The organism is Lysobacter sp. yr284 (assembly GCF_900107375.1).
Classification (GTDB): domain Bacteria; phylum Pseudomonadota; class Gammaproteobacteria; order Xanthomonadales; family Xanthomonadaceae; genus Lysobacter.
Genome location: NZ_FNPT01000025.1, coordinates 42,601 through 69,308 on the forward strand (window position 1 = coordinate 42,601; position 26,708 = coordinate 69,308).

The following is a 26,708-nucleotide window of genomic DNA, read 5'->3' on the forward strand; positions in this document are numbered from 1 at the left end:
AGACCGTTGCCGGTTGGGCGGCCGGCATCTGCCTGCGCCTGTGGTTCGCAGGCTCGGTGGGGCTGCGAGAGGCGATGCGGCCTCGCGACAGGGCTGCGCAGTTGGCGTCCTGGGGCCGGCGTTCGCGCAAGCGATACGGGAACTTGGCCGCGGGCGACTGCGGCGGATGGCGCGGTCGCCGCGCGTGCGGCCGGCCCCGCGACTGTCCATGTGTATCCCAGTGTATCCAGGCGCCCGCTGCGCGGCGCTCGCATACAAATCCCCGCCTGGCCGGACACGCCGCCGATACCCGGCTCCGGCCCAATGCCCTGGCCCGTCCACTGCCCAGGAGCCCGTCATGACCGCCACCCCGACCGACCGCCCTCTCGATGCCCAGCGCCGCAGCCTGCTCGGTGGCGCCGCCCTGGCTCTGCTCGCCGGGCCGCTCGGCGCGGTCGGCGGCATCGCCCCGGCCTTCGCCGCCGCGCCGCGCGCGCAGGCGACTATCGGCCCGGTGGCCTGGGGCGCGCTCAAGCAGGTCGACGCCGGGGCGCTGCGGGTGAGCTACGCCGAACTCGGCCCGCGCGACGGCACCCCGGTGCTGCTGCTGCACGGCTGGCCCTACGACATCCACACCTACGCCGAGGTCGCGCCGATCCTGGCAGCGCGGGGCTACCGCGTGATCGTCCCCTACCTGCGCGGCTACGGCGCGACCGCGTTCCTGTCCGCCGACACGCCGCGCAACGGCCAGCAAGCCGCGCTCGCCGTCGACGCCATCGCCCTGCTCGATGCGCTCGGCATCGAATCGGCGATCTTCGGCGGCTGCGACTGGGGCGCGCGCACCGTCGGCATCCTGGCCGCGCTGTGGCCGCAGCGTTGCAAAGGCCTGGTGTCGGTCAGCGGCTACCTGATCGGCAACCAGCAGGCCGGCCAGGCGCCGCTGCCGCCGAAGGCCGAGCTGCAATGGTGGTACCAGTTCTACTTCGCCACCGACCGCGGCGAACGCGGCTATGCCCAGAACCGCGGGGAATTCGTCCGATTGATCTGGGAACTGGCCTCGCCGCAATGGCGATTCGACGACGCGACGTTCGCCCGCAGCGCGGCGGCGTTCGACAATCCCGATCACGTCGCCATCGTCATCCACAATTATCGTTGGCGGCTAGGGTTGGCGCAGGGCGAAGCGCGGTTCGATGAGTTGGAAGCGCGGCTGGCGAAGGCGCCGAGCATTGTCGTCCCGACGATCACATTGGAAGGCGATGCCAACGGCGCGCCGCACCCGCCGGCCGAGGCGTATGCGCGCAAGTTCACCGGCAAGTATCAGCATCGCGAGATCAAGGGCGGAATCGGCCACAACCTGCCGCAGGAAGCGCCGCAGGCGTTCGCGCAAGCGATCCTCGATGTCGCCAAGCTCTGAGGGAAAGCCTGGTAGCCCCTGTAGGAGCGGCGCGAGCCACGACCGCGAACCTTCACGCTCGCGGCGAAACTTTCGTCGTAGCTGCGGATTCGCGGTCGCGACTCGCGTCGCTCCTACAGGTGGATCACGCGGCTTCCGACGCTTAGCGCCCGCCCGCGTCCTGCCACTCCGCCCCTTCGGCGGTCCTCTGCTCGCGCACGACCCGGCTCCACTCCGGCTCATGCCGCCAGCGCCGCGTCGTGCGCTGGAAGAACTGGCTGTTGGGCACCTGCAGCACCGTGTCGTCGCCGTTGGCGTGGGTTTCCTGCAGCGTCGTATAGACGAAATTGATGTCCACCACGCGTCCCTTCAGCCCCGGCTTGTCGCCGTTCTCCAGCACCTCGATGTAGTCGTACAGGCGGAACGGCCGGGTGGCGAGGATCAAGAACGCGCAGAAGATGTTCGACAGCACGCTCCAGGCGGCGAAGAACGCCACCGCGCCCACCGCGACGAACCCGGTCAGCGTGGTCCACACCACCGACCCGGAAATCCCGACCCGGTTGAGGAACATCAGCAGCGCGGTGATGTAGATCACCGTGCTGAGCCCGCGCCGCAGCCCCAGCGCGAACGCCGGCGCGATGTCGTAGCGGGTGGACATGCGCTTCACCAACTGCCGCAGCAGCGTGGTCAGCAGCCAGGCGATGGCCAGGATCGCGAAGGCCTCGCCGATTTTCGTGGCGATGTAGGTGGCCTGGGCGAGCATGGGGGACATTGCGGGCGGTCTCGGGTAGCAGGCCCGCCAGTGTAAAGGGTGGGAGGTTAGCGCGCGGTGCTCGACGAGTCCGGACGGGCCGGCCGGTCAATTCGCCGCCACCGCCACATTCACCGCCGCCGCCACCAGCACCGCGTTGAAGAAGTACGCCACGATCGAGTGCATCAGCGCGAAGCGGCGCAGGGCGCGGCCGCTGATCGCCACGTCCGAGGTCTGCGCGGCCATGCCGATCACGAACGAGAAGTAGACGAAGTCGATCGCGGCGGGTTCGTCGTCGCCGGGGAACTGGAGGCCGCGGCGCGGTTGCTTGTCGGCGCCGGGCCGCCAGTAGAGGTGGGTGTAGTGCGAGGCGGCGAGCATGTGGATGGTCGCCCAGCCCAGCGGGATCGAGAGCAGGGCGACGATCAGCCAGGCCAGGCTGGGGCGGTGGTCGGCGTTGATGGTCATGAACAACGCCGCCAGGGCGGTGGTCACGGTGGACACGACGATCAGGAACAGGACGTAGACCGGGACGTCGCTGCGCACCGCGGCCTGGCGCAGGCGTTGGCCGCTCAGCCGGCGCAGGCTGGGCACGGCCAGCGCGAGGTAGCTCAGGAAGAAACCGTTGGCGGCGAGGATGATCGCGCGTTGCCAACCCAGCCAGCCGGCCAGGACGAAGCCCAGAGCGTAGGCGGCGGCGATCAGCGCGAACAGGAACCGGCGGGAATCGAGCATGGGCAGCCCTCGCTAGGCGCGCCGGTCGGTGGCGACGGCGGGGTCAGGATAGCGCCGCAAACGCGGGCCTTGCCAGCATGGGCCGAGCGGCGTGCGGTGGTTCCGGTGCGGCGGGGACGGCGGCGCCGTCGGCAGCGTGCGGCGTACCCGGCAAGGACTCGCATCGCGCGCGGTCCGCGTTGCCCCGAACGCGATTTGGCGGCGCCGTGACGCGCGGCCGGGCAAGCTCGGCGATCGGCGCGGCGGTATCCCGCGCCGACATCCTGCGCCACCGTGGAGATCGCATGTCGTTCGAACTGAGCTGGCTGCCCGCATCGCTGAACGTCGGCCTGACCGTGATCGTGTTCGTGGCCCACCTGCTGGTGGCCGCGCGCGCGCTGACCCGCCCCAACCGCACGCCGGCCTCGCGCGCGGCCTGGGTCGCGGTGATCATGCTGGCGCCGGTGGTGGGCATGGTCGCTTACCTGCTGCTGGGCGAGACCAACATCGGCCGTGCGCGGGTCGGCCGGATCGAGCACGCGGGCAAGCGCATGCCGTCGCCGGACGATGCCGCCAACGCGCCGCGCGCGGTCGCCGACCACGCGGCGCCGTTGTTCGAGCTGGCGCGCTCGATCAACGGCTTCCACGCCGTCGGCGGCAACCGCATCGCCCTGCTCGGCGACGAGGACAGCGCGGCGGACGATCCCAAGCGCGATTGCCGGCTGGCGATCGACGCGTTGGTCGCCGACATCGAGCAGGCGCGCGAGTCGGTGCACATCGCGTTCTACATCTGGCTCGACGACGGCGCCGGCGGCCGCGTCGCCGACGCGGTCGCCGCTGCGGCGCGGCGCGGGGTGGCCTGCCGGGTGATGGTCGATGCCTTCGGCTCGCGCGCCTTCATCGCTGGCGAGCGCTGGAAACAGCTCGGCGCGGCGGGGGTGAAGCTGCTGCGCACGCTCGACGATCTGAACCGGCTACAGCACATCGCGTTCAGCCGCATGGACCTGCGCGATCACCGCAAGATCGTGGTGATCGACAACGCCATCGCCTATTGCGGCAGCCAGAACTGCGCCGACCCGGAGTTCCGGGTCAAGGCCGCGTATGCGCCGTGGATCGACCTGCTGCTGCGTTGCGAAGGGCCGGTGGTGCGGCAGGCGCAGTTCCTGTTCCTCAGCGGATGGATTCCGGAGACCGGCGAAACCGGGCTGGACGATTATCCCGACGCCGCCGCGCCGCAGCGGTTCGACGAGGATTGCATCGCCCAGGCGTTCGAGACCGGCCCGGTCGTCCGCCACAACGCGATGAGCGACATGTTCGCCGCCTGCATCTACGCCGCGCGGCGCGAGCTGACGATCGTCACTCCGTATTTCGTGCCCGACGAATCGATCCTGCGCGCGATCTGCGCCGCGCCGCGCCGCGGAGCGGCGACCCGGGTGGTGTTCCCGCAGCGCAACGATTCGTGGTTCGTCGGCCAGACCTGCCGCAGCACCTACGCCGACCTGCTGCGCGCGGGCGTGGAGGTGTACGAGTATCCGCTCGGCATCCTGCACGCCAAGGCGATGTGCATCGATGGCGAGATCGCGCTGATCGGCTCGGCCAACATGGACCGGCGCAGCCTGGATCTGAACTTCGAGAACAACCTGATGATCGCGGACCGCAAGGTCGTCGCGGCGATCCGGCGGCGGCAGGGCAAGTACCTGTCGGTGTCGCGCCGGATCGCGCTGGAGGAGGTCGAGGCGTGGCCGTTGCAGGTGCGGCTGGTGCAGAACGCGGTGGCGATGATGTCGCCGGTGCTCTAGCGCCAGAACGCCCACCACGGCTTGGCTTGCTGCGGGGGCTCGTAGGCCGGCACCGGGCACAGCACCGCCCAGCCGTCTTCGGCGTGCGACATGAAGATGCGCTGGGCGAAGTTGCGGCCGTCGGCGTTGCGGATGTTCTGGGTCACGGTGAAGAACCGGCTGGCGAAGTGTTCGACCGCGACGACCTGGGTGACGACGCCGAGGAAGTCGGGCGGTTGCGCCTGCCGCCACTGCCGTTGCAGCGCTTCGGCGAGTTCTCCGCGTGGGCCCGCGGGCGGCGCGGCGCCGGCCGGGCGCAGATGTTGCTGGATGAGTTCGGCCTCGTGCTGGAAATTGCGGCAGCGCAGCGCGAGGTCAAAGTCGCCGTTGCGATAGGCCTCTTCGAGGACGTGGAGGGTTTTCTCGGGCGTGGACAGATCGAGTTCCGGGTTGCTCAACGCGATGCCCCTGTGGAGTGGACGGTCGTGCGGAACCTGTGCGCATCGGCGATTAGGCGATGGCGCCGGGGTGCGTGCTTGCCGATCCTAGCCGATCGCGGCGCGAGGGATACGACCTGGGTCGCATATGACAATGTCGTTGCGAAGTGAAGATGCGATGTCAGCGTAGCGGCGGGCGCCGGTGTTTCGCGGGCAGCCAGCTTGCGGCGGTTAGGCTCGGTGCGTTCCCCCGCACGAGGAGGCCGGTATGTCCGCCGACACCAAGACGCCGCTGGATCATGTCAACACGACGCTGAACCAGCTCAAGGAAATGCGCCACTACGCCAAGAACTACGTCGAGCAGCTGACCGGGCAGTGGCTGCTGTTCGATGGCGAGTTGAAGAAGCTCAAGCAGGCGCAGCGCATCGAGGAACTGATGGTGCGGCAGGGCGAATTGTACGAGGCCCTGGACAAGGAGATCGCGGAGTTGGAGGAGCTCGCCACGACGCTGCAGCCGGCGCCGGAGGAAGCGGCGGCGCAATGATGCGCATCGGCTGCGCAGGCAGCCACTGCGCGGCTCGCGCCTACGGCGTCGTGCTTTCGATGCAGGTGTGTGGCCGCGGCGCGCGCCGCCGCTCGCGGACGCGAGCCGGAAACGAAGCACGGCCGGGAGCGGGCGCTCCCGGCCGTTGCGTTTTCGCGATGCCGCGGCGTCAGGCCTGGCCGGCGCGTTCGCGCTCGATCGCCCGCCAGCCGATGTCGTGGCGGTGGAATTCGCCCTGCCAGGAAATCCCTGCGACGACTTCGTAGGCGCGGCGTTGCGCGTCGGCCACGCTGTCGCCGAGCGCGCAGGCGCACAGCACGCGGCCGCCGGCGGTCACGGCCTGGCCGTCGGCGAGTTTGGTGCCGGCGTGGAAGACGTGGCTGTCGGCCGGCAGCGGCACGTCCCATTCGCTGATCGGATCGCCGGTGCGCGGCGTCTCGGGGTAGTGCTGCGCGGCCATCACCACGCCCAGCGAGGGACGCGGGTCCCACTCGGCGACGGTGGCGTCGAGGCGTTGGTCGAGCGCGGCTTCGACCAGGTCGAGCAGATCCGAGCGCAAGCGCAGCATCACCGGCTGGGTTTCCGGGTCGCCGAAGCGGACGTTGAATTCGATGACCTTGGGCGCGCCGTCGCGGTCGATCATCAGGCCGGCGTAGAGGAAGCCGGTGAAGGGCACGCCGTCGGCGATCATGCCGCGCACGGTCGGCATCACCACCTCGCGCATGACCCGGTCGTGGACGTCTTGAGTGACCACCGGCGCCGGCGAGTAGGCGCCCATGCCGCCGGTATTGGGGCCGGTATCGCCGTCGCCGACACGCTTGTGGTCCTGCGAGGTCGCCATCGGCAGCGCGTGCTCGCCGTCGACCATAGAGATGAAGCTGGCTTCCTCGCCGTCGAGGAATTCCTCGATCACCACGCGCGCGCCGGCGGCGCCGAAGGCGTTGCCGGAGAGCATGTCGCGCACCGCGTCTTCGGCCTCAAGCAGCGTCATCGCTACGATCACGCCCTTGCCGGCGGCCAGGCCGTCGGCCTTGACCACGATCGGCGCGCCCTTCTCGCGGACGTAGGCCAGTGCCGCTTCGACCTGCGTATGCACCGCGTAGTAGGCGGTGGGAATGCCGTGGCGGGCAAGGAAGTCCTTGGCGAAGGCCTTGCTGCCTTCGAGCTGCGCGGCGGCGGCGGTGGGGCCGAAGATGCGGCGGCCGGCGGCGCGGAAGCGGTCGACCACGCCGGCCACCAGCGGCGCCTCGGGGCCGACCACGGTCACCGCGACGCCTTCGTCGGCGGCCAGCTTCAGCAGGCCGTCGAGATCGGTGGCGGCGACCGCGACGTTGCGGCATTTGCCTTCGCGCGCGGTGCCGGCGTTGCCGGGGGCGACCAGGACCTCGTCGACGCGCGGGGATTGGGCGAGCTTCCAGGCCAGCGCGTGTTCGCGCCCGCCGGACCCGATGACGAGGACCTTCATGCGTACTCCAGGGAAAAGGGGGAAATGACGGATGGGCAGCGGCTCATGCCGCATGGGATTTTACGGCAGGGGGCGGGGCGGGGCGACCGGGCTGCTACCATCGCCCGGTTCCGGCCCACGGAGGGGGCCGCGCGCGCGCCTGGCGGCCGCCGCGGGTCCGGGGCGGCGGCCGGTTCGGCCGGGCGGGGTGCGGTTTCGCGCGGTGGCGCCCGGTCCGGGCGGCGTGCGCGGCGCGCGCCGGCCCGCTCGCGAACCGCGGCGCCGCGGCGGCCCGGACGCGGCCGCAGCGACCGACCTCCCTCTCGCCCCAACCCGGAACCCACCGCATGGACTGGCTGCTGCACCTGATCGAACGCGCCATCTCCCCGAGCATCGGCGCGATCAACAACGTGCTGTGGAACTACGTGCTGATCTACGGCCTGCTGGTGGTCGGCGTCTTCTTCACCGTGCGCCTGGGCTTCGTCCAGGTGCGCCGCTTCCCGCACATGCTCAAGGTGATCGGCCGCGGCACCGACGGCGACGACGCCGGCATCTCGCCGTTCCAGGCGCTGTGCACCTCGCTGGCCGCGCGCGTGGGCACCGGCAACCTTGCCGGCGTCGCCATCGCGATGAGCCTCGGCGGCCCGGGCGCGCTGTTCTGGATGTGGTGCACGGCCGCGGTCGGCATGGCCACGGCCTATGCGGAAAGCTCGCTGGCGCAGCTGTACAAGGTGCGCGACGAGAACGGCCAGTACCGCGGCGGCCCGGCGTACTACATCGCCCGCGGCCTGCGCGCGCCGAAGATGGGCTGGGCGTTCGCGGCGTGTTTGCTGTTCTCGTACGGCGTGGTGTTCAACGGCGTGCACGCCAACGCCATCGCCCAGTCGGTCGGCGAGACCTTCAAGTTCTCGCAGACCACCGTGGCGGTGGTGCTGGTGGTGCTGACCGGTGCGATCATCTTCGGCGGGCTGCGTTCCATCGCCAAGGTCGCCGAGTGGGTGGTGCCGTTCATGTCGATCGGCTACATCGGCCTGGCGCTGTGGGCGCTGGTCGCGCATTACGACCAGGTGCCGGCGGCGATCATGATGATCCTGCGCGGCGCGTTCGGCCTGGACCAGGCCGCGGGCGGCATCGCCGGCGGCATGGCCGCGGCGATGCTCAACGGAGTCAAGCGCGGCCTGTACGCCAACGAGGCCGGCATGGGCAGCGCGCCCAACATCGCCGCGGCGGCGACGCCGGTGCCGCACCATCCGTCCAGCCAGGGTTTCGTGCAGTCGCTCGGCGTGTTCTTCGACACCATGTTCATCTGCACCGCGACCGGCCTGATCGTGCTGCTGTCGGGCGTGCTCGGGCAGGGCGGCGACGGCGTGGTCATCACCCAGCGCGCGATGACGGTGTTCTTCGGCGAGTGGGGCGCGTGGTTCGCGTCGATCGCGTTGTTCTTCTTCGCCTTCACCACGATCCTGGGCAATTACTCCTATGCCGAGAGCGGGCTGCTGTACATCGGCGGTGGGCGCAAGTCGCTGTTCGTGCTGCGCATCGTCGCGCTGTGCGTGATCGTGTGGGGCGTGTTCTCGAAAGTGCAGCTGGTGTGGGACGCGGCCGACGCGGCGATGGCGGTGATGGCGACGCTGAACCTGATCGCGGTGGTGCTGCTGTGGAAGGTCGTGGTGAAGCTGACCCGCGACTACGACCGCCAGCTCGACGAGGGCAAGTCGCCGGAGTTCCACATTTCCCAGTATCCCGAGCTGGGGTACGGGGTGGATCACGAGATCTGGCGCGAGCGCCACAAGCCCGGCGCGTAAGCCGGGGCTTTATGTAGACGCGGCGCGAGCCGCGACCGCGCAGCCATGATGTAAGCCGCGCCGCAACCGCGTTGTCGCGGTCGCGGCTTGCGCCGCTCCTACAGGGGCTGTTCCGGCATTCGCCCGAATCCGTCATTCCGGCGAAAGCCGGAATCCATTTTTGACTTTGCATTCGCTTGTCGCGCCGGACACAGGCGGAAGCAAAAAATCGAAATGGATTCCTGCTTTCGCAGCAATGGCTATGGGTGAGATGGGATGGGGCGGCGGCAGGCGCGCGATCAGTGGATCGCATTCGCCGGCAGCTTCCCGTCCTCGCGCAGCCGCGCCAGCGCCAGTTCCGCCAGGCTGTCCCACAGCGGCGGCGGCAGCCGGTTCTGGCGCAGGTGCCAGAGCAGGGCGATGGATTGCGAGCGGCCTTCGCGCCAGCTCAGCACGGCCTGCCACGACGGCTCCAGGCTGCGCGGGTCGAGCAGTTCGACCTTGTAGCGGTGCTGGCTGACGCTGCGCCCGTCGTAGTCCAGGCCGTCCAGCGAGACCCGCAGCACCGGCGCGGCGGTTTCGCGCAAAGACTGCAGGGTCTGCGACTGGTGCTCGATGGCGGCGCGCTGGTCGCGCATCCGCGAGGTCTCGCCGAAGCGTTCCTGCTCGCTGCGCGCCGACAGCGGCCGCACCCGGTAGCCCAGTTGTTCCAGCCGCTGCGCCAGCGCGCGCGCCAGCTGCGCGGTGTAGTCGCGGCGCAGGCCGGCTTCGATGTCGAGCGAGACGTCGGGCTCGACCAGCAGCACGGTGATCGCGTCGCCGCCGATGCGGTAGTCGCCCAGCGTCGTGGCGTCGGCCGACTGGCGCTGCGAATACTGCCAGCCCGCCCACAGCACCAACGCCGCGGCCAGCACCGCCAGGATCATCAGCTTGCGCGCCAGCGAGCGCAGCAGGCCGCGGCCGGAAGGCGGCGGGCCCGGCGGCGGGTGCGGTTTGAATTCGAGCGGCATGGCTTAGGCAGGCGCGGGCGCCGGAGCGCCCGCGCATCGCGGCTCAGTGGCGGAAGTGGCGCACGCCGGTGAACACCATCGCCAGGCCGTGTTCGTCGGCCGCGGCGATCACTTCGCTGTCGCGCATCGAACCGCCCGGCTGGATCACCGCCTTGATGCCGGCGGCCGCGGCGGCGTCGATGCCGTCGCGGAACGGGAAGAACGCGTCGGAGGCCATGACCGAGCCCGGCACCGCCAGCCCGGCCTCTTCGGCCTTGAGCGCGGCGATCTTGGCGCTGACCACGCGGCTCATCTGGCCGGCGCCGATGCCGATGCTGCGATGGTCGCGGGCATAGACGATGGCATTGGACTTGACGAACTTGGCGATGCGCCAGGCGAACAGCAGGTCGGCCAGCTGCGCGTCGGTCGGCGCCAGCTTGCTGACGACCTTGAGTTCGGCGCGGCCGACTTCGCGCAGGTCCGCGCTCTGCACCAGCAGGCCCGAGCCGATGCGCTTGAAGTCCAGCGCATTGCGGCCGTCGCCGCCGGGAATGCGCAGCACCCGCACGTTGGCCTTCTTCTTGGCGTATTCGATCGCGCCGTCTTCGTAGTCGGGCGCGATCAGCACCTCGACGAACTGGCGGTCGAGGATGACCTTGGCGGTGGCCGCGTCGAGCTTGCCGTTGAAGGCGATGATGCCGCCGAAGGCCGAGGTCGGGTCGGTGGCGTAGGCCAGTTCGTAGGCGTCGCCGCAGGCCACGCCCTCGGCCACGCCGCAGGGATTGGCGTGCTTGACGATCACGCAGGCCGGACGCTCGAACTGGCGCACGCATTCCCAGGCCGCGTCGGCGTCGGCGAGGTTGTTGTAGCTCAGCTCCTTGCCCTGCAGCTGCACGAAGCTGGCCAGGGTGCCCGGCAGCGGCTGCGCTTCGCGGTAGAACGCGCCGCTCTGGTGCGGGTTCTCGCCGTAGCGCAGGTCCATGACCTTGACGAAGCTGGCGTTGTGCTGGGCCGGGAATTCGAGCTTGGCGCCGTCTTCGCCGATCGCCGAGAGGTGGTTGCTGATCGCCGCGTCGTACTGGGCGACGCGGTTGAACGCGGCCACCGACAGGGCGAAGCGGGTCTTGGCCGAGAGCGCGCCGGCGTTGCCGTCGAGTTCGGCCAGCAGGGACGGGTACTGGGCCGGGTCGGTGGCCACCGCGACGCGGGCGAAATTCTTCGCCGCCGAGCGCAGCATCGCCGGGCCGCCGATGTCGATGTTCTCGATCACGTCCTCGAACGAACTGTCCGGATCGGCCGAGACCTTCTCGAACGGATACAGGTTCAGCACCAGCAGGTCGATCGCGCCGATGCCGTGCTGCGCCATCACCGCGTCGTCGACGCCGGCGCGGCCGAGCAGGCCGCCGTGCACCAGCGGATGCAGGGTCTTGACCCGGCCGTCCATCATTTCCGGGAAACCGGTGACCTCGGCCACGTCGCGCACCGGCAAGCCGGCGTCGCGGATCGCCTTGGCGGTGCCGCCGGTGGACAGCAGTTCGACGCCGTGCGCGGCCAGGGCGCGGGCGAGTTCGATCAGGCCGGTCTTGTCGGACACGGACAGCAGGGCGCGACGGATACGTACCGGTTGGCCGGTCGGAAGTTCGGAGGTCATGCGGGGGGCAGGGCAGCGGAAGGGCGCGGGAATTATAGCCGCGCGGGCCCGCCGGGCCGCCCGTTCAGGGCGGTACGGGGCGGCCGGCGCCGGGTTTTGCGGCCGGCCTGGGCAAAGTCGCGCCGTCGGGGTGCCGCCGCGCGCGCCGCCGGGGCCACTGTGGCGATACTTGCGCGCCGGCGGCGCGGCCGGGGCGGCGGCGGCTCGCATCCGCGCGCGCAGCCGCTAAGCTGTGGCGGCGCCCGGTCGCGGGCGCGCGGCGGACGCAAGGAACCGATGGCTTCGATCTACGCTTTGAAAGGACGCTTCCAGGACCTGCTGCGCCCGCTGGTGCGGCGGCTGCATGCCGGTGGCGTCACCGCCAACCAGGTCACCGTGGCGGCCGCATTGGTGTCGCTGGCGGTCGCCGCGCTGGTGTACTGGGGCGCGCCCGCGCGGCCGTGGCTGTTCGCGCTGCTGCCGCTGTGGATGTTCGCGCGCATGGCGATGAACGCCATCGACGGCATGCTGGCGCGCGAGTTCGGCCAGCAATCGCGGCTGGGCGCCTACCTCAACGAATTGTGCGATGTGGTCTCCGACAGCGCGCTGTACCTGTCGCTGCTGGCGCTGGCCGGGCTGCACGCGGCGCCGTTGCTGGCGTTCGCGCTGCTGGCGGCGCTGACCGAATACGCCGGCGTGCTCGGCCTGATGGTCGGCGCGCCGCGGCGCTACGACGGGCCGATGGGCAAGAGCGACCGCGCTTTCGTGATCGGCGCGCTGGGGCTGTTGCTGGCCCTGGGCTGGATCTCGGCGTGGCCGGTCGAGATCGTGTTGGTGCTGGCTTCGATGCTGTGCGCGTGGACCGTGGTTCGCCGCGTGCGCGCCGGTTTGCGGCATGATGCCGCGCCGGGAGTGGTGGACGTTCGACAAGGAGAGCGGGAATGAACGAAGTCGTGGTCAAGTCAGGCGGCGCGCGCGCGGCCGAGGAACGCTGGTTCGCCAGTTTCGACGGCGCCGAGCTGTTCTACCGGCACTGGCCGGCGAGCCAGCCCGGCGACGGGCCGCGCAAAGCGGTGGTGCTGCTGCACCGCGGCCACGAGCATTCGGGCCGGGTCGAGCACCTGGTGCCCGAGCTGGGCCTGGAGGACTGCGATTTCTTCGCCTGGGACGCGCGCGGCAACGGCCGCTCGCCCGGCGAGCGCGGCGACGCGCCCGGGTTCGAGGCGCTGGTGCGCGACCTCGACCGCTTCGTCGCCCACATCCGCGACAAGCACGGCATCGAGGTCGAGAACCTCGCCCTGATCGCGCAGAGCGTCGGCGCCGTGGTCGCCTCGACCTGGGTCCACGACTACGCGCCGCGCCTGCGCGCGCTGGTGCTGGCCTCGCCGGCGTTCAAGGTCAAGCTGTACGTGCCGCTGGCGCGGCCGGGCCTGGCGCTGATGCAGAAGCTGCGCGGCAACTTCTTCGTCAACAGCTACGTCAAGCCGCAGTGGCTGACCCACGACCCCGAGCGCGTCGAGAGCTACCGCACCGACAAGCTGATCGCGCGGCCGATCTCGGTGCGGGTGCTGTTGGGGTTGTACGAGGCGGCCGACCGCATCGTGGCGGATGCTCAAGCGATTACGGTTCCGACGCAACTCTTGGTCTCCGGCGCCGACTTCGTCGTCCACCGCGGCCCGCAGGACCGCTTCTACGAACGCCTGGGCAGCGCGGTCAAGGAACGCCACCTGCTGCCGGACTTCTTCCACGACACCCTCGGCGAGAAGGGCCGCGCCGCGGCGATCAACCGCATCCGCGCATTCGTGCAGGCGCGCTTCGCCCAGCCGCTGAGCCGCGCCGACCTCAGCGAGGCGCACCGGCGCGGGCCGAGCTTCGAGGAATCGGAAAAACTGTCGTGGCCGCCCGAGCGCTGGTCGCTGGCGGACCTGCGCTGGCGCTTCGTGCGCGCCGGGCTGCGCTTCGGCGGCAAGCTGTCGCAGGGCATCCGCCTGGGGTTGGACACCGGCTTCGACTCGGGCAGCAGCCTGGACTACGTGTACCGCAACGAGGCCCGCGGCGGCGGGCCGCTCGGGCGCATGGTCGACCGCAATTACCTGGAAGCCATCGGCTGGCGCGGCATCCGCGTGCGCCGCACCCACTTGCACGAGCTGCTGCGCGAGGCGGTGCGGCGGCTGCGCGAGGCCGGGCAGCCGGTGCACGCGGTCGACATCGCCGCCGGCCACGGCCGCTACGCGCTGGAAGCGCTGGCGGGCGAGGGCGCGCACGCCGACAGCGTGCGCCTGCGCGACTACAGCACGCTCAACGTCGACAAGGGCCGCGCGCTGATCGAGGAACTCGGCGCCGGCGCGATCGCCCGTTTCGACCAGGGCGACGCGTTCGACCGCAACGCCCTGGCGGCGCTGGACCCGAAGCCGACCCTGGCGGTGGTCTCGGGCCTGTACGAACTATTCCCCGACAACGACCAGGTGCGGCGCTCGCTCGAAGGCCTGGCCGCGGCGGTGCCGCCGGGCGGGTTCCTGGTCTACACCGGCCAGCCCTGGCACCCGCAGCTGGAGTTCATCGCCCGCGCGCTGACCAGCCACCGCGGCGGTGCGGCCTGGGTGATGCGTCGGCGCAGCCAGCAGGAGATGGACGACCTCGTGCGCGCGGCCGGTTTCGTCAAGATCGACCAGCGCATCGACCGCTGGGGCATCTTCACCGTGTCGATGGCGCAGCGGGTCGGGCAATGACCGACGCCGTCGCCGCGACCCGGCGCCCGTGGGGGCGCGCGGCGCTGTGGCTGTTGGTGCTGGGGCCGCTGTTCTTCGCCAGCTACGGCTACGCCAATTCGCTCGCGGCCGCGCGCGCCGGCGTGCCGAGCCTGGCGTTCGGCTGGGAAAGCGCGATTCCGTTCTGGGCCTGGACCATCGTGCCGTACTGGTCGATCGACCTGTTCTACGGCATCTCGCTGTTCGTCTGCCGCGACCGCCGCGAGCTGGACACGCAAGCGCTGCGGCTGCTGAGCGCGCAGGCCGTCGCGGTGACGTGCTTCCTGCTGTGGCCGCTGCGCTACAGCTTCGTGCGGCCGCACACCGACGGTGTGTTCGGCTGGCTGTTCGACGTGCTGCTGGGCTTCGACAAGCCGTACAACCAGGCGCCGTCGCTGCACATCGTGCTGCTGATCGTGCTGTGGGTGCGCTTCGCCCACCACCTGCGCGGCGGCTGGCGCTGGCTGCTGCACGGCTGGTTCGCGCTGATCGGCGTGTCGGTGCTGACCACATTCCAGCACCACTTCATCGATATACCCACCGGCCTGCTCGCCGGTTGGCTATGCGTGTGGCTGTGGCCCGAGCGCATCCGCGCGCCGTGGCGCGACGCCGCGCCGGCGCGCGAGTTCAAGCGCTGGACGCTGGCGGCGCTGTACGCGGGCGGCGCGGTCCTGTGCGCGTGGGCGGCGGGCCGCTTGAGCGCGGGCGCGCTCGGCGGCTGGGCGCTGTGGCTGTGGTGGCCGGCGGCGTCGCTGGCGCTGGTGGCGCTGAACTACGCGCTGCTGGGCCCGCTGGGCTTCCAGAAGCGCGACGACGGCCGCCTGAGCGTGGCGGCGCGCTGGCTGTTCGCGCCGTACCTGCTCGGCGCCTGGATCAACTCGCGGCTGTGGACGCGGCGCGCGCCGCAGCCGGCGGCGGTGACCGACGGCGTCTGGCTCGGCCGCATTCCCGGACGCGGCGAGCGCGCGCGGTTCGCCGCGGTGGTGGATGTCTGCGCCGAACTGTCGTTGGCCGACGCGCGCGGGGGCGATGCGATCGTGCCGATGCTCGATCTGGTCGCGCCGACGCCGGCGCAGCTCAGCGCCGCGGCCGCGGCCATCGCGGCGCGGCAGGAGCGCGGCGAGGTGCTGGTCTGCTGCGCGCTCGGCTATTCGCGCAGCGCCGCGGCGGTGGCGGCGTGGCTGCTGCACAGCGGCCGCGCCGCGAGCGTGGACGAGGCGGTGGCGATCGTGCGCCGCGCGCGTCCGGCGGTGGTGTTGCGTGCGCCGCACCTGCGCGCGCTGCAGGCGCTGGCCGCGGCGCCGGCGGCGGCCGGGCTGGGGACGCAGAACGCATGAGCGGGCCGGCCCCGACCCCGGTTGCGTTCGGCGCGTTCGAACTGCGCGCCATGGCGGCGTTGCTGACGCAGGGCCGCAGCGTGTGCGCGGCCTCGCTGCTGCTGACGGCGCTGGCGCTGCTGGGCCTGTTCGAAGCCGCCGGCATCAGCGGCTGGCGCCCGGCGTTGTGGCTCACGGCCGCGGCCGGCCTGGTGCAGCTTTACTGCGCCGTGCGCGTGGACTTCGACGCACGCCTGCTGCAGGCGCTGGCCGCGCACATCGAGGCCGACGCCCAGGCCGGCGCCGACGGCGGCGCGGCCCGGCTGGATGCGGCGCTGGCCGCGCTGGGCCTGCGCAAGCCCGCCGCCGGACCCGCCCGCAGCTGGCCCTCGCGCTGGCGCGGCGCGCGCGGCCTGTTGCTCAAACAGGCCGGTTTGGTGATCCTGCAAAGCGCGGCGATCCTGGCCGCCCTGGGGAGCGCGTAGTTGCCGCGCGTGTTTTCGCCTGACGCCCGACGGACCTGGCCATGAACGAGAAGGAACACACCCGGCACGACGCCGACTGGACCGCGGAACGGCGCGAGCTGTGGCAGCGCCTGCGCGACTACCGGTTCGGCGGCGAGCAGGCCGAGGCCTTCCTCGACCGGGTCGGCCACGCGCTGGGCTGCGACCGCGCCGGCGCCGAGGCGGCGCTGGAGGAATACCGGCGGTTCTGCTTCCTGGCGGTGGCCGCGGGCCATGCGGTCACCCCGAGCGTGCGCATCGACAAGGTCTGGCACGCCCACCTCACCGACACCCGCGATTACTGGGGCCGCTTCTGCCCGCAGGTGCTGCGCCGCGAACTGCACCACACCCCGTCGCTGGGCGGGCAGGCCGAAGACGCGCGCCACCAGGCGCAGTACCGGCAGACCCTGGCCAGCTACGCGGAGTTCTTCGACGAACCGCCGCCGCAGCTGTGGCCGCCGCCGCCTTCGCCCTCGCCGCCGCCGGCGCCGCCGCGCGCGGAGCCGGCCGGCGCGCGCCAGCGCCTGCTGTCGCCGTGGCAATCGCCGCCGCGCGGCGGTTACCTGGCGCTGGCGCTGGCCAGCGGCGCGCTGGGCTTGATCTACCTGTCCTGCGTGCGCGAGCAGCAGACGTTCAATCCGCTGGACTTCGGCGGCGGCGGTTTCCTGGTGCTGTACCTGGCCGCGCTGCCGTGGGCCTACCTGGCCGGCACCGCGATCAAGCGCGCGCTGCGCGGGGCGAACCGGCGCAACTCGGCCCAGGTCGAGGACGCGGTCGAACTGGCCTACCTGGCCGGCGGCCCCGAGCGCGCCGCCGACGCGGCGCTGGTCGAACTGATGCGCCGCGACGTGCTCGCGCTGGACTACAACGGCGCGCCGCTGCGCGCGGCCGAGCGTCTGGACCGGGTCTGGTTGCGCATCGACGCGGCGCGCCTGCGCGCGCAGGCGACGCAGTTGCCGGCGCCGGTGCTCGCCGCCGCCGAGACCGCCCAGCGCGAGCAGAGCCTGTCGTTGACCGTCGCCGCGCTGGCGCGCGAGTACGCGCCGATCGCCGAACGACTGCGGCGCAAGGGTTGGTGGCTCAGCGAGTCGGCCGACCTGCGCCTGCGCCAGTTGGGCAGCGCGCCGTTGCTGGCGCTGGCGGCGCTCGGCGGGCTGAAGATATCGGTCGGACTGGATCGGGACCGGCCGGTCGGCTTCCTGGTGGTGCTGGTGGGGTTGACCTTGATCGTCGCGATGGCGCGCTTTCTGCGCCAACAGCGGCGCACCCGCGCCGGCGAGTGGGCGCTGCACGACGCCAGCGGGCGGACGGCGCCCGGCGACCTCGCCGCGCAGGTCGCGCTGTCGGGCACGGTCGGCCTGTACGGCAGCGGTTTCGCCGACTATCACATCCTGCGCACGCCGCCGTCGGGTTCCGGCGGCAGCGACAGCGGTTCCAGCAGCGGCAGTTGCAGCGGCGGCGGTGACGGCGGCGGCGGCGGTTGCGGAGGCGGCGGCTGCGGCGGCTGCGGCGGCGGTTGAACGGAGTGCCACGATGAGCGATCCCCAAGCTTCCTCCCGCCGCGCCGCGCGCTACGAGCGACGGCTCGCGCTGGCGGCGTGGCTGCGCGCGCGCGGCGCCACGCCCAACGGCCTGTCGCTGTTCGCGGTCGGCCTGTCGGCGTTGGCCGGCACGGCGTTCTTCTTCGCCCTGCGCGATCCGCCGCACTACGGCGCGGCGCTGCTGCTGTTCGCGGCCCTGTGCCTGGGCGGACGCATCGCCTGCAACCGCCTGGACGGCGTGCTGGCGCGCCGCGGCGGCATGGTCGGCAAGGCCGGCGAGGTCTACAGCGACGCGCCCGACCGGCTCGCCGATGCGCTGGTGTTCCTCGGCGCCGGCTACGGCCTGACGCCGTGGCTGCCGTGGGCCAGCGACCTGGGCTGGGCGGTGTCGCTGCTGGCGGTGGGCACGGCCTATGTGCGCGTGCTCGGCCTGGCCTGCGGCCTGCGCGAACACGGCGAAGGGCCGATGCCGCGGCGCACGCGCATGATCGCGATGGCCGTGGCCGCGCTGCTGGCGGCGGCGGGGCTGGCGCTGGACCAGACCGCCGCGGTGGCCTGGCTGATGCTGGCGGCGCTGGCCGTGGTCGCGCTCGGCGCGGCGCTGACCATCGCCCTGCGCCTGCGCGCGATCGTGCGCGAACTGGAGTCCCGATGATTTCCCACCTGCTCGCGGCCGGCTTCAGCTCGGCGATCCGCCTGCTGACCGGCGCGCGCGCGTTGTGGCGCTGCTCGCCTTCGTCCGACCACCGGGTCTACTACGGCAACCACGTCAGCCACGGCGACTTCGTCATGATCTGGTCGGCGCTGCCGCCGGCGCTGCGGCGCGAGGTGCGGCCGGTGGCCGGCGCCGACTACTGGCAGCGCGACGCGCTGCGCCGCTACCTGATCCGCGAGGTCTTCAACGGCGTGCTGATCGAGCGCGACGCGGCCGCGCGCAAGTACGATCCGATCGAAGTGCTGTGCGAGGCGGTGGACGGCGGCCAGTCGCTGATCCTGTTCCCGGAAGGCACCCGCAACCAGAGCGACGAGCCGCTGCTGCCGTTCAAGAGCGGCCTGTACCACCTGGCGCGGCGGCGGCCGGAGCTGGAGTTCGTGCCGGTGTGGATCGACAACCTCGCCCGGGTCATGCCCAAGGGCAAGATCCTGCCGCTGCCGCTGCTGTGCACGGCGACCTTCGGCGACACCCTGCGCCTGGGCGCGGACGAGGACAAGGACGCGTTCCTGCAACGCGCGCGCGATGCGCTGCTGGCGCTGTCGGAACAAGGCAACGGAGGCCGGGAGTGATCGAGCGGGCAGGGTTGGACCAGGTCGTGGAGTTCGTGCGCGCGCAGTCGCATCCGGTGCTGCTGTTCAGCGGCGTCGCCGCGGTGCTGCTGCTGGCGACGTTGATTTCCGAATGGCTGCGCTGGAAGACCCGCGGCCGGCCGAGCGCGGTGATCGCCAACCTGGTCGCGCGCATCCGCGCCTGGTGGGTGATGGCGCTGGTGGTCGGCGCCGCGTTCGCGATCGGCCGGGTCGGCATGATCGTGCTGTTCGCGCTGGTCTCGCTGTTCGCGCTGCGCGAGTTCATCACCCTCACCCCGACCCGGCGCAGCGACTACTACGCGCTGCTGGCCGCGTTCTATCTCGCGCTGCCGCTGCAGTACTGGCTGGTCTATACCGACTGGTACGGGCTCTACACCCTGCTGATCCCGGTCTACGCCTTCTTGCTGCTGCCGATCCTGTCGACCGTGGGCGAGGACACCACGCGCTACCTGGAGCGTACGGCCAAGGTGCAGTGGGGCTTGATGATCTGCGTGTTCTGCATCTCGCACGTGCCGGCGCTGATCAACCTCAACATCCCCGGCTACGAGGGCCGCAACCTGCTGCTGGTGGCGTTCCTGGTGATCGTGGTGCAGTCCTCCGACGTGCTGCAGTACATCTGGGGCAAGCTGTGCGGCAAGCGCCTGATCGCGCCGCGGCTGTCGCCGTCGAAGACGGTCGAGGGCTTCGTCGGCGGCGTGGCCTCGGCCACCGCGCTGGGCGCGGCGCTGTGGTGGATCACCCCGTTCACGCCGTGGCAGGCCGCGGCGCTGGCGCTGGTGATCAACCTGATGGGGTTCTACGGCGGGCTGGTGATGTCGGCGATCAAGCGCGACCGCGGGATCAAGGACTGGGGACACATGATCGAAGGCCACGGCGGCGTGCTCGACCGGCTGGATTCGGTGTGTTTCGCCGCGCCGGTGTTTTTCCACCTGATCCGGTATTGGTGGGTGTGAGCGCCCGCGGACTCGGCGGCGCGGAAAAATCCACAGAACCGCTGCGGCGCGGGCGCGGCGTGCGCCGCTCGCGCCGAGGGATCATGGGATTACGCCGCCGCTGCCGGCCGGATCAGGTCCAGTCGAAGCTCAGCAGCGCCAGCCGTTCGACCGGTTCGTAGAACAGCAAGATGGTATCGGCGCCGCTGGTGCGGTAGTTCCAGCCCGGCACCGAGGCGACGTGGCGGAAGCGCCGGCCGGCGGGGCTCAGCGGCCACACCACGTCGTCCGCGTCGCCTGCGTCCGCGCCGCCGGGGCGGCCGTACTCCAGCGGGAACTCGACCGTCTCTTCCCAGTTGCCGCCGGCGTCGACTTCGCCGCCGACCGATTCGACGAGCTCGACCGCGTCCTCGTCGCCGTAGCTGGGCCGGCCCTTGCGGTCCAGGCGCACCAGCTTGCCGTTGCGCCGGTAGTACTCGCGCGAGGCGGCGTAGGCGGCCTCTTGTTCGGCGTAGTGCTTTTCCAGGTCGCGGCGCGACAGCGCCAGCGCCGCCGGGGTCTGTTCCGCGCTGGATTCGAGCAGGAAATAGCGTGCGTCGCCGAGCAGCCGGTAACGGCCGTCGGCCTCGACCTGGAAGCCGATCCAGTTCGGTTTGAGCAGTTCGCCGTCTTCGACCTGGCTGTACTGGCCGACCAGGCCGTCGCACGGTTCCAGCGGGCTCAGCAGGTGCAGCCAGCCGGACCAATGCGGGTCGACGGCGGCCAGGTCGATCGAGACCAGCGGGTGCAGGTGCCGGGCCAGGTGTTGCTGGTCGGCGGCGAAGACCTCGGCGGCGTCGGGGAACGGGCGCAGCCAGTCGCCGGCCTGGGTGAGGTCGCGTTCGGCGTCCATGTCGGGGGATTCCAGGTAAGGGCGCGGGCCGCGCGCAGACGCGGGCTTACTCGAGCCCGTACTCGCGCAGCTTCTTGCGCAGGGTGGCGCGATGGATGCCCAGCATCGCCGCGGCGCGGCTCTGGTTGCCGTCGCAGTGCTGCAGCACTTCGGCGAACAGCGGGATTTCGAGTTCGCGCAGGGCGATCTCGTAGAGGTTTTCGGTGCCGCTGCCGTTCAGGTCGCCGAGGTAACGACGGATCGAAGTCGCGACGTGGTCGCGCAGCGGGACGCGGGGTCCGGAGCGTGCGCCATCGTTGCGGTCGTTGAGTGCGTTCAAGTGCTTCCCCGTAGCAGTCGTTCGTCCGTCGGAACGTGCAGGGACGCACAGGGCGTGGCACCGACGGGACGGCGAGTCTAGCGCGCCTGAGTCGCTAGAGACAACGCGACGAGGCCGGACTTCAACGGAAGTCGAAGGTGAACGCGACCACGCGCGGGGCCGGTTCGATCACCTCGAACTGGACCGCCGCGCTCTGGCCCGGGGCGATCAGCTCGCCCGGACGGTGTTCGCGGCGGTACTCCCCGGGAGCGAACGCGCGCTGGCCGACCCGGCGGCCATCGACGTCTTCCAGGCTCAGCACCAAAGTCGGCCACGGTTGCGGCCAGCGCGCGTCGTTGCGGAAGCCGGCCGACACGCGCAGCGCGCCGGCGCGCTCGGGCACCGGCAGCACGTTGCGGTTGAGCATGGTCAGCGCGGCCGGCTCGCGCCACGGCGGAACCGTGCAGCCCAGCGCGCCGCACAGCCCGCTCACCAGCGGGCGCCAGCGCGCGTCGGCGGCCAGCTCGGCGCGTTGCGCGAGCAGCAACTGCACGGCCAGCGCCAGCGTCAGCGCGAGGATCGCGGCCGGGCCGCTCCAGTGCAGGCGCGGCCGGGGCGCCTGCGCGCGCGCCTGCTGGCGGGCGAAGCTCGGCGCGCGCCGCGCCGAGGTCACCGTGGTTTCGGATTTGCGTTGCCGGCGCGAACGCGCGGGCGCGGCGGCGACCGGGGCCGCGCTCAGCGGCGGCAGCGCGCGGGCGCACGCGTCGTCCTCATTGGCGTCCGCGTTGACGTCCGCCGCCGGCTGCGGCGACGAGGCGGCCGGCGCGCGCGCTTGGGTTTCCTTGGCGTCGGACGCGGCATCCGGCGCAGCGTCCGGCAACGGATCGGCGGCGGCGTCGCGATCCTCGCCCGATGCGGGCGCGATCGCCTCGGTTTGCGCGGCGTTCGTGGTTTCCGTGTGCACCGGCGCGGCCGAAGGCGCGCGGCGCAGGCTGAGGCTGATCTCGTCGCGCACCGGCGCGGGCGAAGCCATAGGCGGCGGTTGCGGCGCGGACGCCGCTGCGTCCGCCGACGCCTGCACCGGCGGTTCCGGCATCGATACATCCAGCGCCGATACATCCAGCGCCGACGCGTCCGGCACCGGCGCCGCCACCGCCACCGCCACGACCGCCGATGCGGCCTCCTGCGGCGACGGCGCTTCGCTCTGCAGCGAGCCGCCGCAGCGCGGGCAGGCGCGCGCCGGACCGTCCTTGGCGACGATCAGCGCGACCAGGTATCCGCAGTGGGGGCAGGCGAGGAACATCGGCGCTTATTCAACCATGCCGCCGCGCTCAGCGACGACGCACGCCTGTGACGCGAATCCAGTCTTCGAGCCGCTCGACCTGCAGCTGCTCGAAGCCTTCGGCATAGCGCGCGACGACTTCGTCTTCCTGCCCGGCAAGGATGCCCGACAAGGCGATGCGTCCGCCCGGCGCGACCCGCGCGGCCAGGGTGTCGGCCAGCGCGATCAGCGCCGAGGCGAGGATGTTGGCGACTACCACCGGGTACGCCGCGACCGGCTCGTCCTGCGGCAGGTGCACCTGCATCTGCGCGGCGACGCCGTTGCGCTCGGCGTTGTCGGCGGTGGCGATCAGCGCCTGCGGGTCGTTGTCGACGCCGACCGCGTGCGCGGCGCCGAGCTTGAGCGCGGCCAGGGCGAGGATGCCCGAGCCGCAGCCGAAGTCGAGCACGCGCCGGCCGCCGAGCTCGCCGGCGTCGGCGAGCGCATCGAGCCAGGCCAGGCACAGCGCCGTGGTCGGGTGGGTGCCCGAGCCGAACGCCAGGCCCGGGTCCAGGCGCACCACTGCGGCATCGGCGCCGTCGGCGCCGTCCGGCAGTTCCTGGTTCCACGGCACGATCCAGGTGCGGCGGCCGAACTGCAGCGGCGCGTACTGGTCCATCCACGCGCGTTCCCAGTCCTGGTCCTGGACGTTGGCGAAGCCGACCCGGCTCCAGTCCAGCTCCGGGTCGAAGGATTCCAGCGCGGCCAGGATCACCAGCGCGTCGGCGTCGTGCGGGAACAGCGCGCTGAGCACGATCGACTGCCACAGCGGGGTCTCGCCGACGCCGGGTTCGAGGATCGCGCGCTCGTTGCCGCTGTCGGCATCGGCGTCGAGCATGGTCACGGCGAGCGCGCCGACATCGTCCAGCGCGGCCTCGAAGCGCGGCTGCTCGGCCTCGCTGCAGCGCAGGGTCAGTTCCAGGAAGGGCATGGGCGGACGCGGGGAAGCGAAAACGGCGGCCATTATTGACCCGTTTCGGCGCGATCAGATAGCGTTCCGGCCATTGCGCAACCACGGACTCGGAGCTGCCACGGCCTTATGGATGCGATTGTTCGCCGATTTCCTGCCCCGCCTGCGCCTGCGCCCGCGGGCGCGACGACGCCCGCCCGCCTGCTGGCGGGCCTGCCCGGCGCGCGCCTGCTCGCGCTCGGCGTCGCGCTGAGCCTGGCGGCGGCCTGTTCGCGCGATCCGGCGCCGGCACCCGCGCCGGCGCCGGCCGCGCCGGCCGCGCCGGCCACGGCCACGGCTGCGGCGCCCACGCCCGCGACGCCCGCAGCCGCGCCCGCCGTCGCAGCCGCGTCCGAGCAAGCCCTCGGCGAGGCCGGCGGCCTGCGCCTGGAGGCGCTGGGCGAAGTGCCGGCGCCGCCGGCCGATGGCGAGGTCGAGGTCGGCGGCGATTGTTCGGTCGCGCCCGAGTCGGCCGAGGCCCGCGCCGCCGAAGCCAAGGGCTGGAAGGTGTTCGCCGAGCGCGAATGGCAGGGCCATCGCGTGGTCGGCGTGGCAGTCGCGCCCGGCGTGGCCGCCGGCATGGGCTGCACCTCCGGCGGCGGGCGCCTGCTGTTCTTCCGCGATGGCCGGCCGGTGGCGCAATTGCTCGAACCGGGCGCGCGCGCGTCGCAGATCGACAGCGGCGTGCAGGGCTTCGACGACGGCGAAGACGCGCGCCGCCGCGGCGATGCGGCGCTGGGGGTGTTCGACTGGGCGGTGCAGCGCGCGCGGGTGCGGGTCGAGAACGGCGCCCTGGGCCTGGCCGCGCTGCCGGAGACGGACCGGTACTGCGGCGGCCGCGTCGCGGTGCCGCGGGTGGAGTCGATCGAGCTGAAGCAGGCGCGCGAGCGCCTGCTCGCGCGCGGCTGGCGCGCCGCCCCGCCCAAGCGCGAGGAGCCCGGCTTCGTCAGCGGCATGGTCGAATCCGGTTATCCCGAGGTCGAGGACTGCTCGGGCACCGGCCAGGGCTTTTGCAGCTTCGCCTACCGCAACGAAGCCGGCGACCGCCTGACCCTGGTCACCGCCGGCGAGACGCCGACCGGGCGCCACGCCGCGGTGTTGTGCGCCGGCGAGCGCGATCCGCGCGAATCGGGCGCCGAATAGTCCCTCCGCTTCGACCGCGGACACCTGAAAAGTGTGAATTCGCTCGCTTTCGGGAGTCGCGCGGGCATCCGTCGGACACTTGACATATCATCGGCGTCTCGCTGCGCCGCCCCCGCCGGGGGCGGCGCGACCGTCCGTACCGTCCGCCGCCCGGCCGCGAGTCGCGCCCTTTGATGTCCGATGCCTGCCCTTCCGCCTGCCCGCAAGACTCGCGCCTGCCCTCGCGCGCGGGTGCGCGCATGAGCGCGCGCGGGCTGGCGATGGTGGCGGCCGCGGCGCTGCTCGGCGGCGCCTTGGTCTATGCCTACGCCCACCGCGGCGCGGCGGTATCGGCGCCGGCCGTGCTCAGCGACATCGTCGCCGCGCCGGTCGCCGGCGACCTGCCGCGCGGCAACCCGCGGGCCGACCCGGCGCGCGAACCGCCGATCCGCATCGCGCCGCGCAGCCAGGCGCGCGCGCCGCTGCGCGCGCCGACCGCGCTGCGCCAGCAGTTCGAGCAGACCCCGGACCTGTATTCGTTCGCGCAATCGCTGCGGCTGCGCGCCGAATCCGGCGAGGCCGAGGCGATCTGGCTGCTGACCCGGGTCTACGACTACTGCGCCAACTACTCCAGCGCGCCGGTCGACTACCGCAACGACACCCGCGCGATGGAAGCGATGAAGCTGCGCGGCGCGGCGTCGATGGCGATCGCGCGCAACCGGGTCAGCGAGCGCTGCGCGCGCTTCGCCCCGGAAGACGCGTTGGACTACCCGATGATCCTGGTCAAGCGGGTCGAGGCGGCGCAGGCCGGCAGCCTGGCGGCGGAGGCCTCGCTGCTGAGCGCGGGCAAGCCGCTGGAGAAGACCGAGGACTACCGCCTCAACCTGATCGACCGGGTGGTGCGCTCCAAGGACCCGGAAGCGTTCTCGGCGCTGGCCGCCGGCATGGGCATCGCCGCCAACGGCCGCAGCGCCGGGTTCGACTACCAGCGCGTGTCCGGCACCCAATTCGCCGAACTGGCCTGGCAGCTGGCGGCCTGCCGGCTGGGCCAGGACTGCAGCGCAGGCGGCTCGTTGATGACGAGCTACTGCGCCAACGGCGGCATTTGTTCGCAAGACCCGCAGCAAGATTTCGCAGACTTCGTCTACGACGCCGCGATCCCGCGGCAAGGGGCGGAGGTGGTGCAAGAGATGGTCCATTCGCTGACTGGCGAAGAGAGGATGAAATGAAACGCGAGCACTTCAAGCGCACGGCCAAGATCGGGTTCTGGGCGTTGCTGTTGAGCGCCTACTCGGTCGGCGCCGCCGGCGTGATGATCGACGTGTTCGGCGCGGACTACCGCGAACTGGGACAGGTCGCGGTGACCTCGGTGGATTCCAAGCCGACGCGGCGCTCGTTGAGCGCGGCGCAGATCGCGGCGGTCTACCGTGCCCAGAGCGGCGCGCCGTTCTCGACCTTGCCGCCGGGCAGCACCTTCAAGGTGGTCTGGCCCGACGGCTCCAGCGAGTACGTGATGGTGGTCAGTCCTTCGTCCACGGGCGGCGTGCAGCCGATTCCGGGCACGCAGGTGCCGGCCAAGGGCAAGAAGAAACGCGGCCCGGTCGAGGACGACGACGCGTTGCCGCGCAACGTGCCCGGCGCGACCGAGCTGAGCGAAACCGACGTCAAGGAAATGGCCGCGTGGGTGGACGCGGCGGTGCGTTGACCGCCGTAGCGGACAAGGCAGGCGGCGCGTGCGCGGACAGCGCGCGCGGCGGAGCGATGGGCGCGCGGCGGGCATAGCGGCGCGGCAGGCCGCCGGCGGCGCGCCGGCGTGGGTCGTGGGTGTGCGCGACCGGTGGTATCCGGATTTTTTCTTTGGCGAGGCGGCTTTGGTCGCCCGATGGGCGTGTGCGGCGTTTGGGTGCTGCGGATGAGGTGAGGCTTCTGGTGCCGGGTTGGGTGCAGCGCTAGTGCCGTTGCCCTGGTTGTTGCACTTGCTGTTGCTGTTGCTGTTGTCGTTGCCTTTTGCCCGCCTCGCGTGAGGCCTGCGTTCGGCAGACCCGGAGGGCGCGCGCATGGATGCGCGCGTGCGCCGTAGGGGCAGGAAGCCCCTTACGGCGCATCCCCGCGCAAGGTGCTGGACCTAGTGGCTCGTGACCTTAGAAAAGCGTTTTTCTTTGGTTACTTTCTTTTGGCGCGCTGCCAAAAGAAAGTAACTCGGCCGCTTGCGGACGAAAGCTCTTGATTGCGGCTTGTCGTCACTAGTCAACGACGACAGTGCAGTTGCGTATCCGACTGTAGGAGCGGCGCGAGCCGCGACCGCGACAGTGCAACTACGACGAGACTTTCATCGTTAC

24 protein-coding genes and 1 pseudogene are annotated in these 26,708 nt (G+C 71.6%); 15 read left to right on the forward strand and 10 right to left on the reverse strand.

Features of this window, described 5'->3' with window-relative positions; translation table 11 throughout:
- Positions 1 to 337: 337 nt before the first annotated feature.
- Positions 338 to 1,393, forward strand: a complete 1,056-nt coding sequence (locus BLV01_RS22540) for an alpha/beta fold hydrolase (protein ID WP_091805470.1) — start codon at positions 338 to 340, stop codon at positions 1,391 to 1,393.
- A gap of 142 nt (positions 1,394 to 1,535) precedes the next feature.
- Here BLV01_RS22540 and BLV01_RS22545 read toward each other — a convergent pair whose 3' ends face one another.
- Together BLV01_RS22545 and BLV01_RS22550 are read right to left on the reverse strand one after the other, a co-directional pair.
- A complete protein-coding gene (locus BLV01_RS22545; RefSeq protein WP_254782738.1) occupies positions 1,536 to 2,135 on the reverse strand; it encodes a mechanosensitive ion channel family protein in 600 nt (199 codons plus the stop codon).
- Between the two features lie 96 nt (positions 2,136 to 2,231).
- Complete coding sequence (locus BLV01_RS22550; protein WP_091805475.1) at positions 2,232 to 2,858, reverse strand: DUF1345 domain-containing protein; 627 nt, start codon at positions 2,856 to 2,858, stop codon at positions 2,232 to 2,234.
- Positions 2,859 to 3,142: 284 nt separating this feature from the next.
- On the opposite strand from BLV01_RS22550, the gene cls reads away from it, so the two are divergent.
- Positions 3,143 to 4,636: a cardiolipin synthase gene (gene cls, locus BLV01_RS22555; RefSeq protein ID WP_091805479.1), complete on the forward strand. Its 1,494-nt coding sequence runs from the start codon at positions 3,143 to 3,145 to the stop codon at positions 4,634 to 4,636.
- Here the strand turns inward: cls and BLV01_RS22560 are convergent.
- Positions 4,633 to 5,073, reverse strand: a complete 441-nt coding sequence (locus tag BLV01_RS22560) for a hypothetical protein (protein ID WP_091805482.1) — start codon at positions 5,071 to 5,073, stop codon at positions 4,633 to 4,635. The genes cls and BLV01_RS22560 overlap by 4 nt on opposite strands.
- 247 nt (positions 5,074 to 5,320) lie before the next feature.
- Between BLV01_RS22560 and BLV01_RS22565 the strand changes: the two genes are divergently transcribed.
- Positions 5,321 to 5,596, forward strand: a complete 276-nt coding sequence (locus BLV01_RS22565; RefSeq protein ID WP_091805485.1) for a hypothetical protein — start codon at positions 5,321 to 5,323, stop codon at positions 5,594 to 5,596.
- A gap of 169 nt (positions 5,597 to 5,765) precedes the next feature.
- Here BLV01_RS22565 and purD read toward each other — a convergent pair whose 3' ends face one another.
- The gene (purD, locus tag BLV01_RS22570) at positions 5,766 to 7,061 is read right to left on the reverse strand and encodes a phosphoribosylamine--glycine ligase (protein ID WP_091805488.1); all 1,296 of its coding nucleotides are present in this window, start codon (positions 7,059 to 7,061) and stop codon (positions 5,766 to 5,768) included.
- A gap of 326 nt (positions 7,062 to 7,387) precedes the next feature.
- Here purD and BLV01_RS22575 point away from each other — a divergent pair, with 326 nt between their 5' ends.
- Positions 7,388 to 8,845, forward strand: coding sequence for an alanine/glycine:cation symporter family protein (locus BLV01_RS22575; protein WP_175486211.1), 1,458 nt, complete (start codon positions 7,388 to 7,390; stop codon positions 8,843 to 8,845).
- Positions 8,846 to 9,123: 278 nt separating this feature from the next.
- Here the strand turns inward: BLV01_RS22575 and BLV01_RS22580 are convergent, their stop codons facing one another.
- Positions 9,124 to 9,834, reverse strand: coding sequence for a hypothetical protein (locus BLV01_RS22580; RefSeq protein WP_091805490.1), 711 nt, complete (start codon positions 9,832 to 9,834; stop codon positions 9,124 to 9,126).
- A 43-nt stretch (positions 9,835 to 9,877) separates the two neighbouring features.
- Complete coding sequence (gene purH / locus BLV01_RS22585) at positions 9,878 to 11,464, reverse strand: bifunctional phosphoribosylaminoimidazolecarboxamide formyltransferase/IMP cyclohydrolase (RefSeq protein WP_091805493.1); 1,587 nt, start codon at positions 11,462 to 11,464, stop codon at positions 9,878 to 9,880.
- Between the two features lie 276 nt (positions 11,465 to 11,740).
- Here purH and BLV01_RS22590 point away from each other — a divergent pair, with 276 nt between their 5' ends.
- The 8 genes from BLV01_RS22590 to BLV01_RS22625 are packed head-to-tail and all read left to right on the forward strand — an operon-like array spanning position 11,741 to position 19,808.
- Complete coding sequence (locus BLV01_RS22590) at positions 11,741 to 12,388, forward strand: CDP-alcohol phosphatidyltransferase family protein (RefSeq protein WP_091805495.1); 648 nt, start codon at positions 11,741 to 11,743, stop codon at positions 12,386 to 12,388.
- Positions 12,385 to 14,172, forward strand: coding sequence for a bifunctional alpha/beta hydrolase/class I SAM-dependent methyltransferase (locus BLV01_RS22595; RefSeq protein WP_091805498.1), 1,788 nt, complete (start codon positions 12,385 to 12,387; stop codon positions 14,170 to 14,172). The genes BLV01_RS22590 and BLV01_RS22595 overlap by 4 nt, the downstream gene beginning before the upstream one ends.
- Positions 14,169 to 15,527: a phosphatase PAP2/dual specificity phosphatase family protein gene (locus BLV01_RS22600; protein WP_091805501.1), complete on the forward strand. Its 1,359-nt coding sequence runs from the start codon at positions 14,169 to 14,171 to the stop codon at positions 15,525 to 15,527. Before BLV01_RS22595 ends, BLV01_RS22600 begins: the two co-directional genes overlap by 4 nt.
- The gene (locus tag BLV01_RS22605; RefSeq protein ID WP_091805503.1) at positions 15,524 to 15,991 is read left to right on the forward strand and encodes a hypothetical protein; all 468 of its coding nucleotides are present in this window, start codon (positions 15,524 to 15,526) and stop codon (positions 15,989 to 15,991) included. Before BLV01_RS22600 ends, BLV01_RS22605 begins: the two co-directional genes overlap by 4 nt.
- Before the next feature lie 41 nt (positions 15,992 to 16,032).
- Positions 16,033 to 17,529 (forward strand): TIGR04222 domain-containing membrane protein, encoded by a 1,497-nt coding sequence (locus BLV01_RS22610; protein ID WP_091805505.1) that lies wholly within the window; start codon positions 16,033 to 16,035, stop codon positions 17,527 to 17,529.
- Positions 17,530 to 17,542: 13 nt separating this feature from the next.
- A complete protein-coding gene (locus BLV01_RS22615) occupies positions 17,543 to 18,205 on the forward strand; it encodes a CDP-alcohol phosphatidyltransferase family protein (protein WP_091805507.1) in 663 nt (220 codons plus the stop codon).
- The gene (locus BLV01_RS22620; RefSeq protein WP_091805509.1) at positions 18,202 to 18,834 is read left to right on the forward strand and encodes a lysophospholipid acyltransferase family protein; all 633 of its coding nucleotides are present in this window, start codon (positions 18,202 to 18,204) and stop codon (positions 18,832 to 18,834) included. Before BLV01_RS22615 ends, BLV01_RS22620 begins: the two co-directional genes overlap by 4 nt.
- Positions 18,834 to 19,808, forward strand: a complete 975-nt coding sequence (locus BLV01_RS22625) for a phosphatidate cytidylyltransferase (protein ID WP_175486216.1) — start codon at positions 18,834 to 18,836, stop codon at positions 19,806 to 19,808. Before BLV01_RS22620 ends, BLV01_RS22625 begins: the two co-directional genes overlap by 1 nt.
- A 112-nt stretch (positions 19,809 to 19,920) precedes the next feature.
- On the opposite strand, the gene BLV01_RS22630 is transcribed toward BLV01_RS22625, so the two are convergent.
- The 4 genes from BLV01_RS22630 to prmA form a co-directional block, all read right to left on the reverse strand.
- Positions 19,921 to 20,679, reverse strand: coding sequence for a hypothetical protein (locus BLV01_RS22630; protein ID WP_091805511.1), 759 nt, complete (start codon positions 20,677 to 20,679; stop codon positions 19,921 to 19,923).
- 46 nt (positions 20,680 to 20,725) lie between these two features.
- The gene (fis, locus tag BLV01_RS22635) at positions 20,726 to 20,998 is read right to left on the reverse strand and encodes a DNA-binding transcriptional regulator Fis (RefSeq protein WP_057946280.1); all 273 of its coding nucleotides are present in this window, start codon (positions 20,996 to 20,998) and stop codon (positions 20,726 to 20,728) included.
- 121 nt (positions 20,999 to 21,119) lie between these two features.
- Positions 21,120 to 22,280: a DUF3426 domain-containing protein gene (locus tag BLV01_RS22640; protein WP_091805513.1), complete on the reverse strand. Its 1,161-nt coding sequence runs from the start codon at positions 22,278 to 22,280 to the stop codon at positions 21,120 to 21,122.
- Between the two features lie 28 nt (positions 22,281 to 22,308).
- On the reverse strand, positions 22,309 to 23,229 hold the full coding sequence (prmA, locus tag BLV01_RS22645; protein WP_091805515.1) for a 50S ribosomal protein L11 methyltransferase: 921 nt from the start codon (positions 23,227 to 23,229) through the stop codon (positions 22,309 to 22,311).
- Positions 23,230 to 23,337: 108 nt separating this feature from the next.
- Between prmA and BLV01_RS26480 the strand changes: the two genes are divergently transcribed.
- The 3 genes and pseudogenes from BLV01_RS26480 to BLV01_RS22660 form a co-directional block, all read left to right on the forward strand.
- On the forward strand, positions 23,338 to 24,390 hold the full coding sequence (locus tag BLV01_RS26480) for a hypothetical protein (protein ID WP_175486213.1): 1,053 nt from the start codon (positions 23,338 to 23,340) through the stop codon (positions 24,388 to 24,390).
- A 239-nt stretch (positions 24,391 to 24,629) separates the two neighbouring features.
- The gene (locus BLV01_RS22655; protein ID WP_254782735.1) at positions 24,630 to 25,598 is read left to right on the forward strand and encodes a hypothetical protein; all 969 of its coding nucleotides are present in this window, start codon (positions 24,630 to 24,632) and stop codon (positions 25,596 to 25,598) included.
- A pseudogene (locus BLV01_RS22660) lies at positions 25,595 to 25,945 on the forward strand (hypothetical protein); the annotation flags it as partial. The gene BLV01_RS22655 and the pseudogene BLV01_RS22660, both read left to right, overlap by 4 nt.
- Positions 25,946 to 26,708: the final 763 nt, after the last annotated feature.

What these genes read in the sequence shown, in the direction of transcription:
- BLV01_RS22615 (WP_091805507.1), top strand. Translation starts at nt 17,543, where the DNA reads ATGAGCGATCCCCAAGCTTCCTCCCGCCGCGCCGCGCGCTACGAGCGA.
- BLV01_RS22540 (WP_091805470.1), top strand. Translation starts at nt 338, where the DNA reads ATGACCGCCACCCCGACCGACCGCCCTCTCGATGCCCAGCGCCGCAGC.
- BLV01_RS22620 (WP_091805509.1), top strand. Translation starts at nt 18,202, where the DNA reads ATGATTTCCCACCTGCTCGCGGCCGGCTTCAGCTCGGCGATCCGCCTG.
- BLV01_RS22605 (WP_091805503.1), top strand. Translation starts at nt 15,524, where the DNA reads ATGAGCGGGCCGGCCCCGACCCCGGTTGCGTTCGGCGCGTTCGAACTG.
- BLV01_RS22640 (WP_091805513.1), bottom strand. Translation starts at nt 22,280, where the DNA reads ATGTTCCTCGCCTGCCCCCACTGCGGATACCTGGTCGCGCTGATCGTC.
- BLV01_RS22655 (WP_254782735.1), top strand. Translation starts at nt 24,630, where the DNA reads ATGAGCGCGCGCGGGCTGGCGATGGTGGCGGCCGCGGCGCTGCTCGGC.
- BLV01_RS22600 (WP_091805501.1), top strand. Translation starts at nt 14,169, where the DNA reads ATGACCGACGCCGTCGCCGCGACCCGGCGCCCGTGGGGGCGCGCGGCG.
- BLV01_RS22565 (WP_091805485.1), top strand. Translation starts at nt 5,321, where the DNA reads ATGTCCGCCGACACCAAGACGCCGCTGGATCATGTCAACACGACGCTG.
- BLV01_RS22610 (WP_091805505.1), top strand. Translation starts at nt 16,033, where the DNA reads ATGAACGAGAAGGAACACACCCGGCACGACGCCGACTGGACCGCGGAA.
- purH (WP_091805493.1), bottom strand. Translation starts at nt 11,464, where the DNA reads ATGACCTCCGAACTTCCGACCGGCCAACCGGTACGTATCCGTCGCGCC.
- BLV01_RS22590 (WP_091805495.1), top strand. Translation starts at nt 11,741, where the DNA reads ATGGCTTCGATCTACGCTTTGAAAGGACGCTTCCAGGACCTGCTGCGC.
- prmA (WP_091805515.1), bottom strand. Translation starts at nt 23,229, where the DNA reads ATGCCCTTCCTGGAACTGACCCTGCGCTGCAGCGAGGCCGAGCAGCCG.
- BLV01_RS22550 (WP_091805475.1), bottom strand. Translation starts at nt 2,858, where the DNA reads ATGCTCGATTCCCGCCGGTTCCTGTTCGCGCTGATCGCCGCCGCCTAC.
- BLV01_RS22630 (WP_091805511.1), bottom strand. Translation starts at nt 20,679, where the DNA reads ATGGACGCCGAACGCGACCTCACCCAGGCCGGCGACTGGCTGCGCCCG.
- BLV01_RS22595 (WP_091805498.1), top strand. Translation starts at nt 12,385, where the DNA reads ATGAACGAAGTCGTGGTCAAGTCAGGCGGCGCGCGCGCGGCCGAGGAA.
- cls (WP_091805479.1), top strand. Translation starts at nt 3,143, where the DNA reads ATGTCGTTCGAACTGAGCTGGCTGCCCGCATCGCTGAACGTCGGCCTG.
- BLV01_RS22580 (WP_091805490.1), bottom strand. Translation starts at nt 9,834, where the DNA reads ATGCCGCTCGAATTCAAACCGCACCCGCCGCCGGGCCCGCCGCCTTCC.
- BLV01_RS22545 (WP_254782738.1), bottom strand. Translation starts at nt 2,135, where the DNA reads ATGCTCGCCCAGGCCACCTACATCGCCACGAAAATCGGCGAGGCCTTC.
- BLV01_RS22575 (WP_175486211.1), top strand. Translation starts at nt 7,388, where the DNA reads ATGGACTGGCTGCTGCACCTGATCGAACGCGCCATCTCCCCGAGCATC.
- purD (WP_091805488.1), bottom strand. Translation starts at nt 7,061, where the DNA reads ATGAAGGTCCTCGTCATCGGGTCCGGCGGGCGCGAACACGCGCTGGCC.
- BLV01_RS26480 (WP_175486213.1), top strand. Translation starts at nt 23,338, where the DNA reads ATGGATGCGATTGTTCGCCGATTTCCTGCCCCGCCTGCGCCTGCGCCC.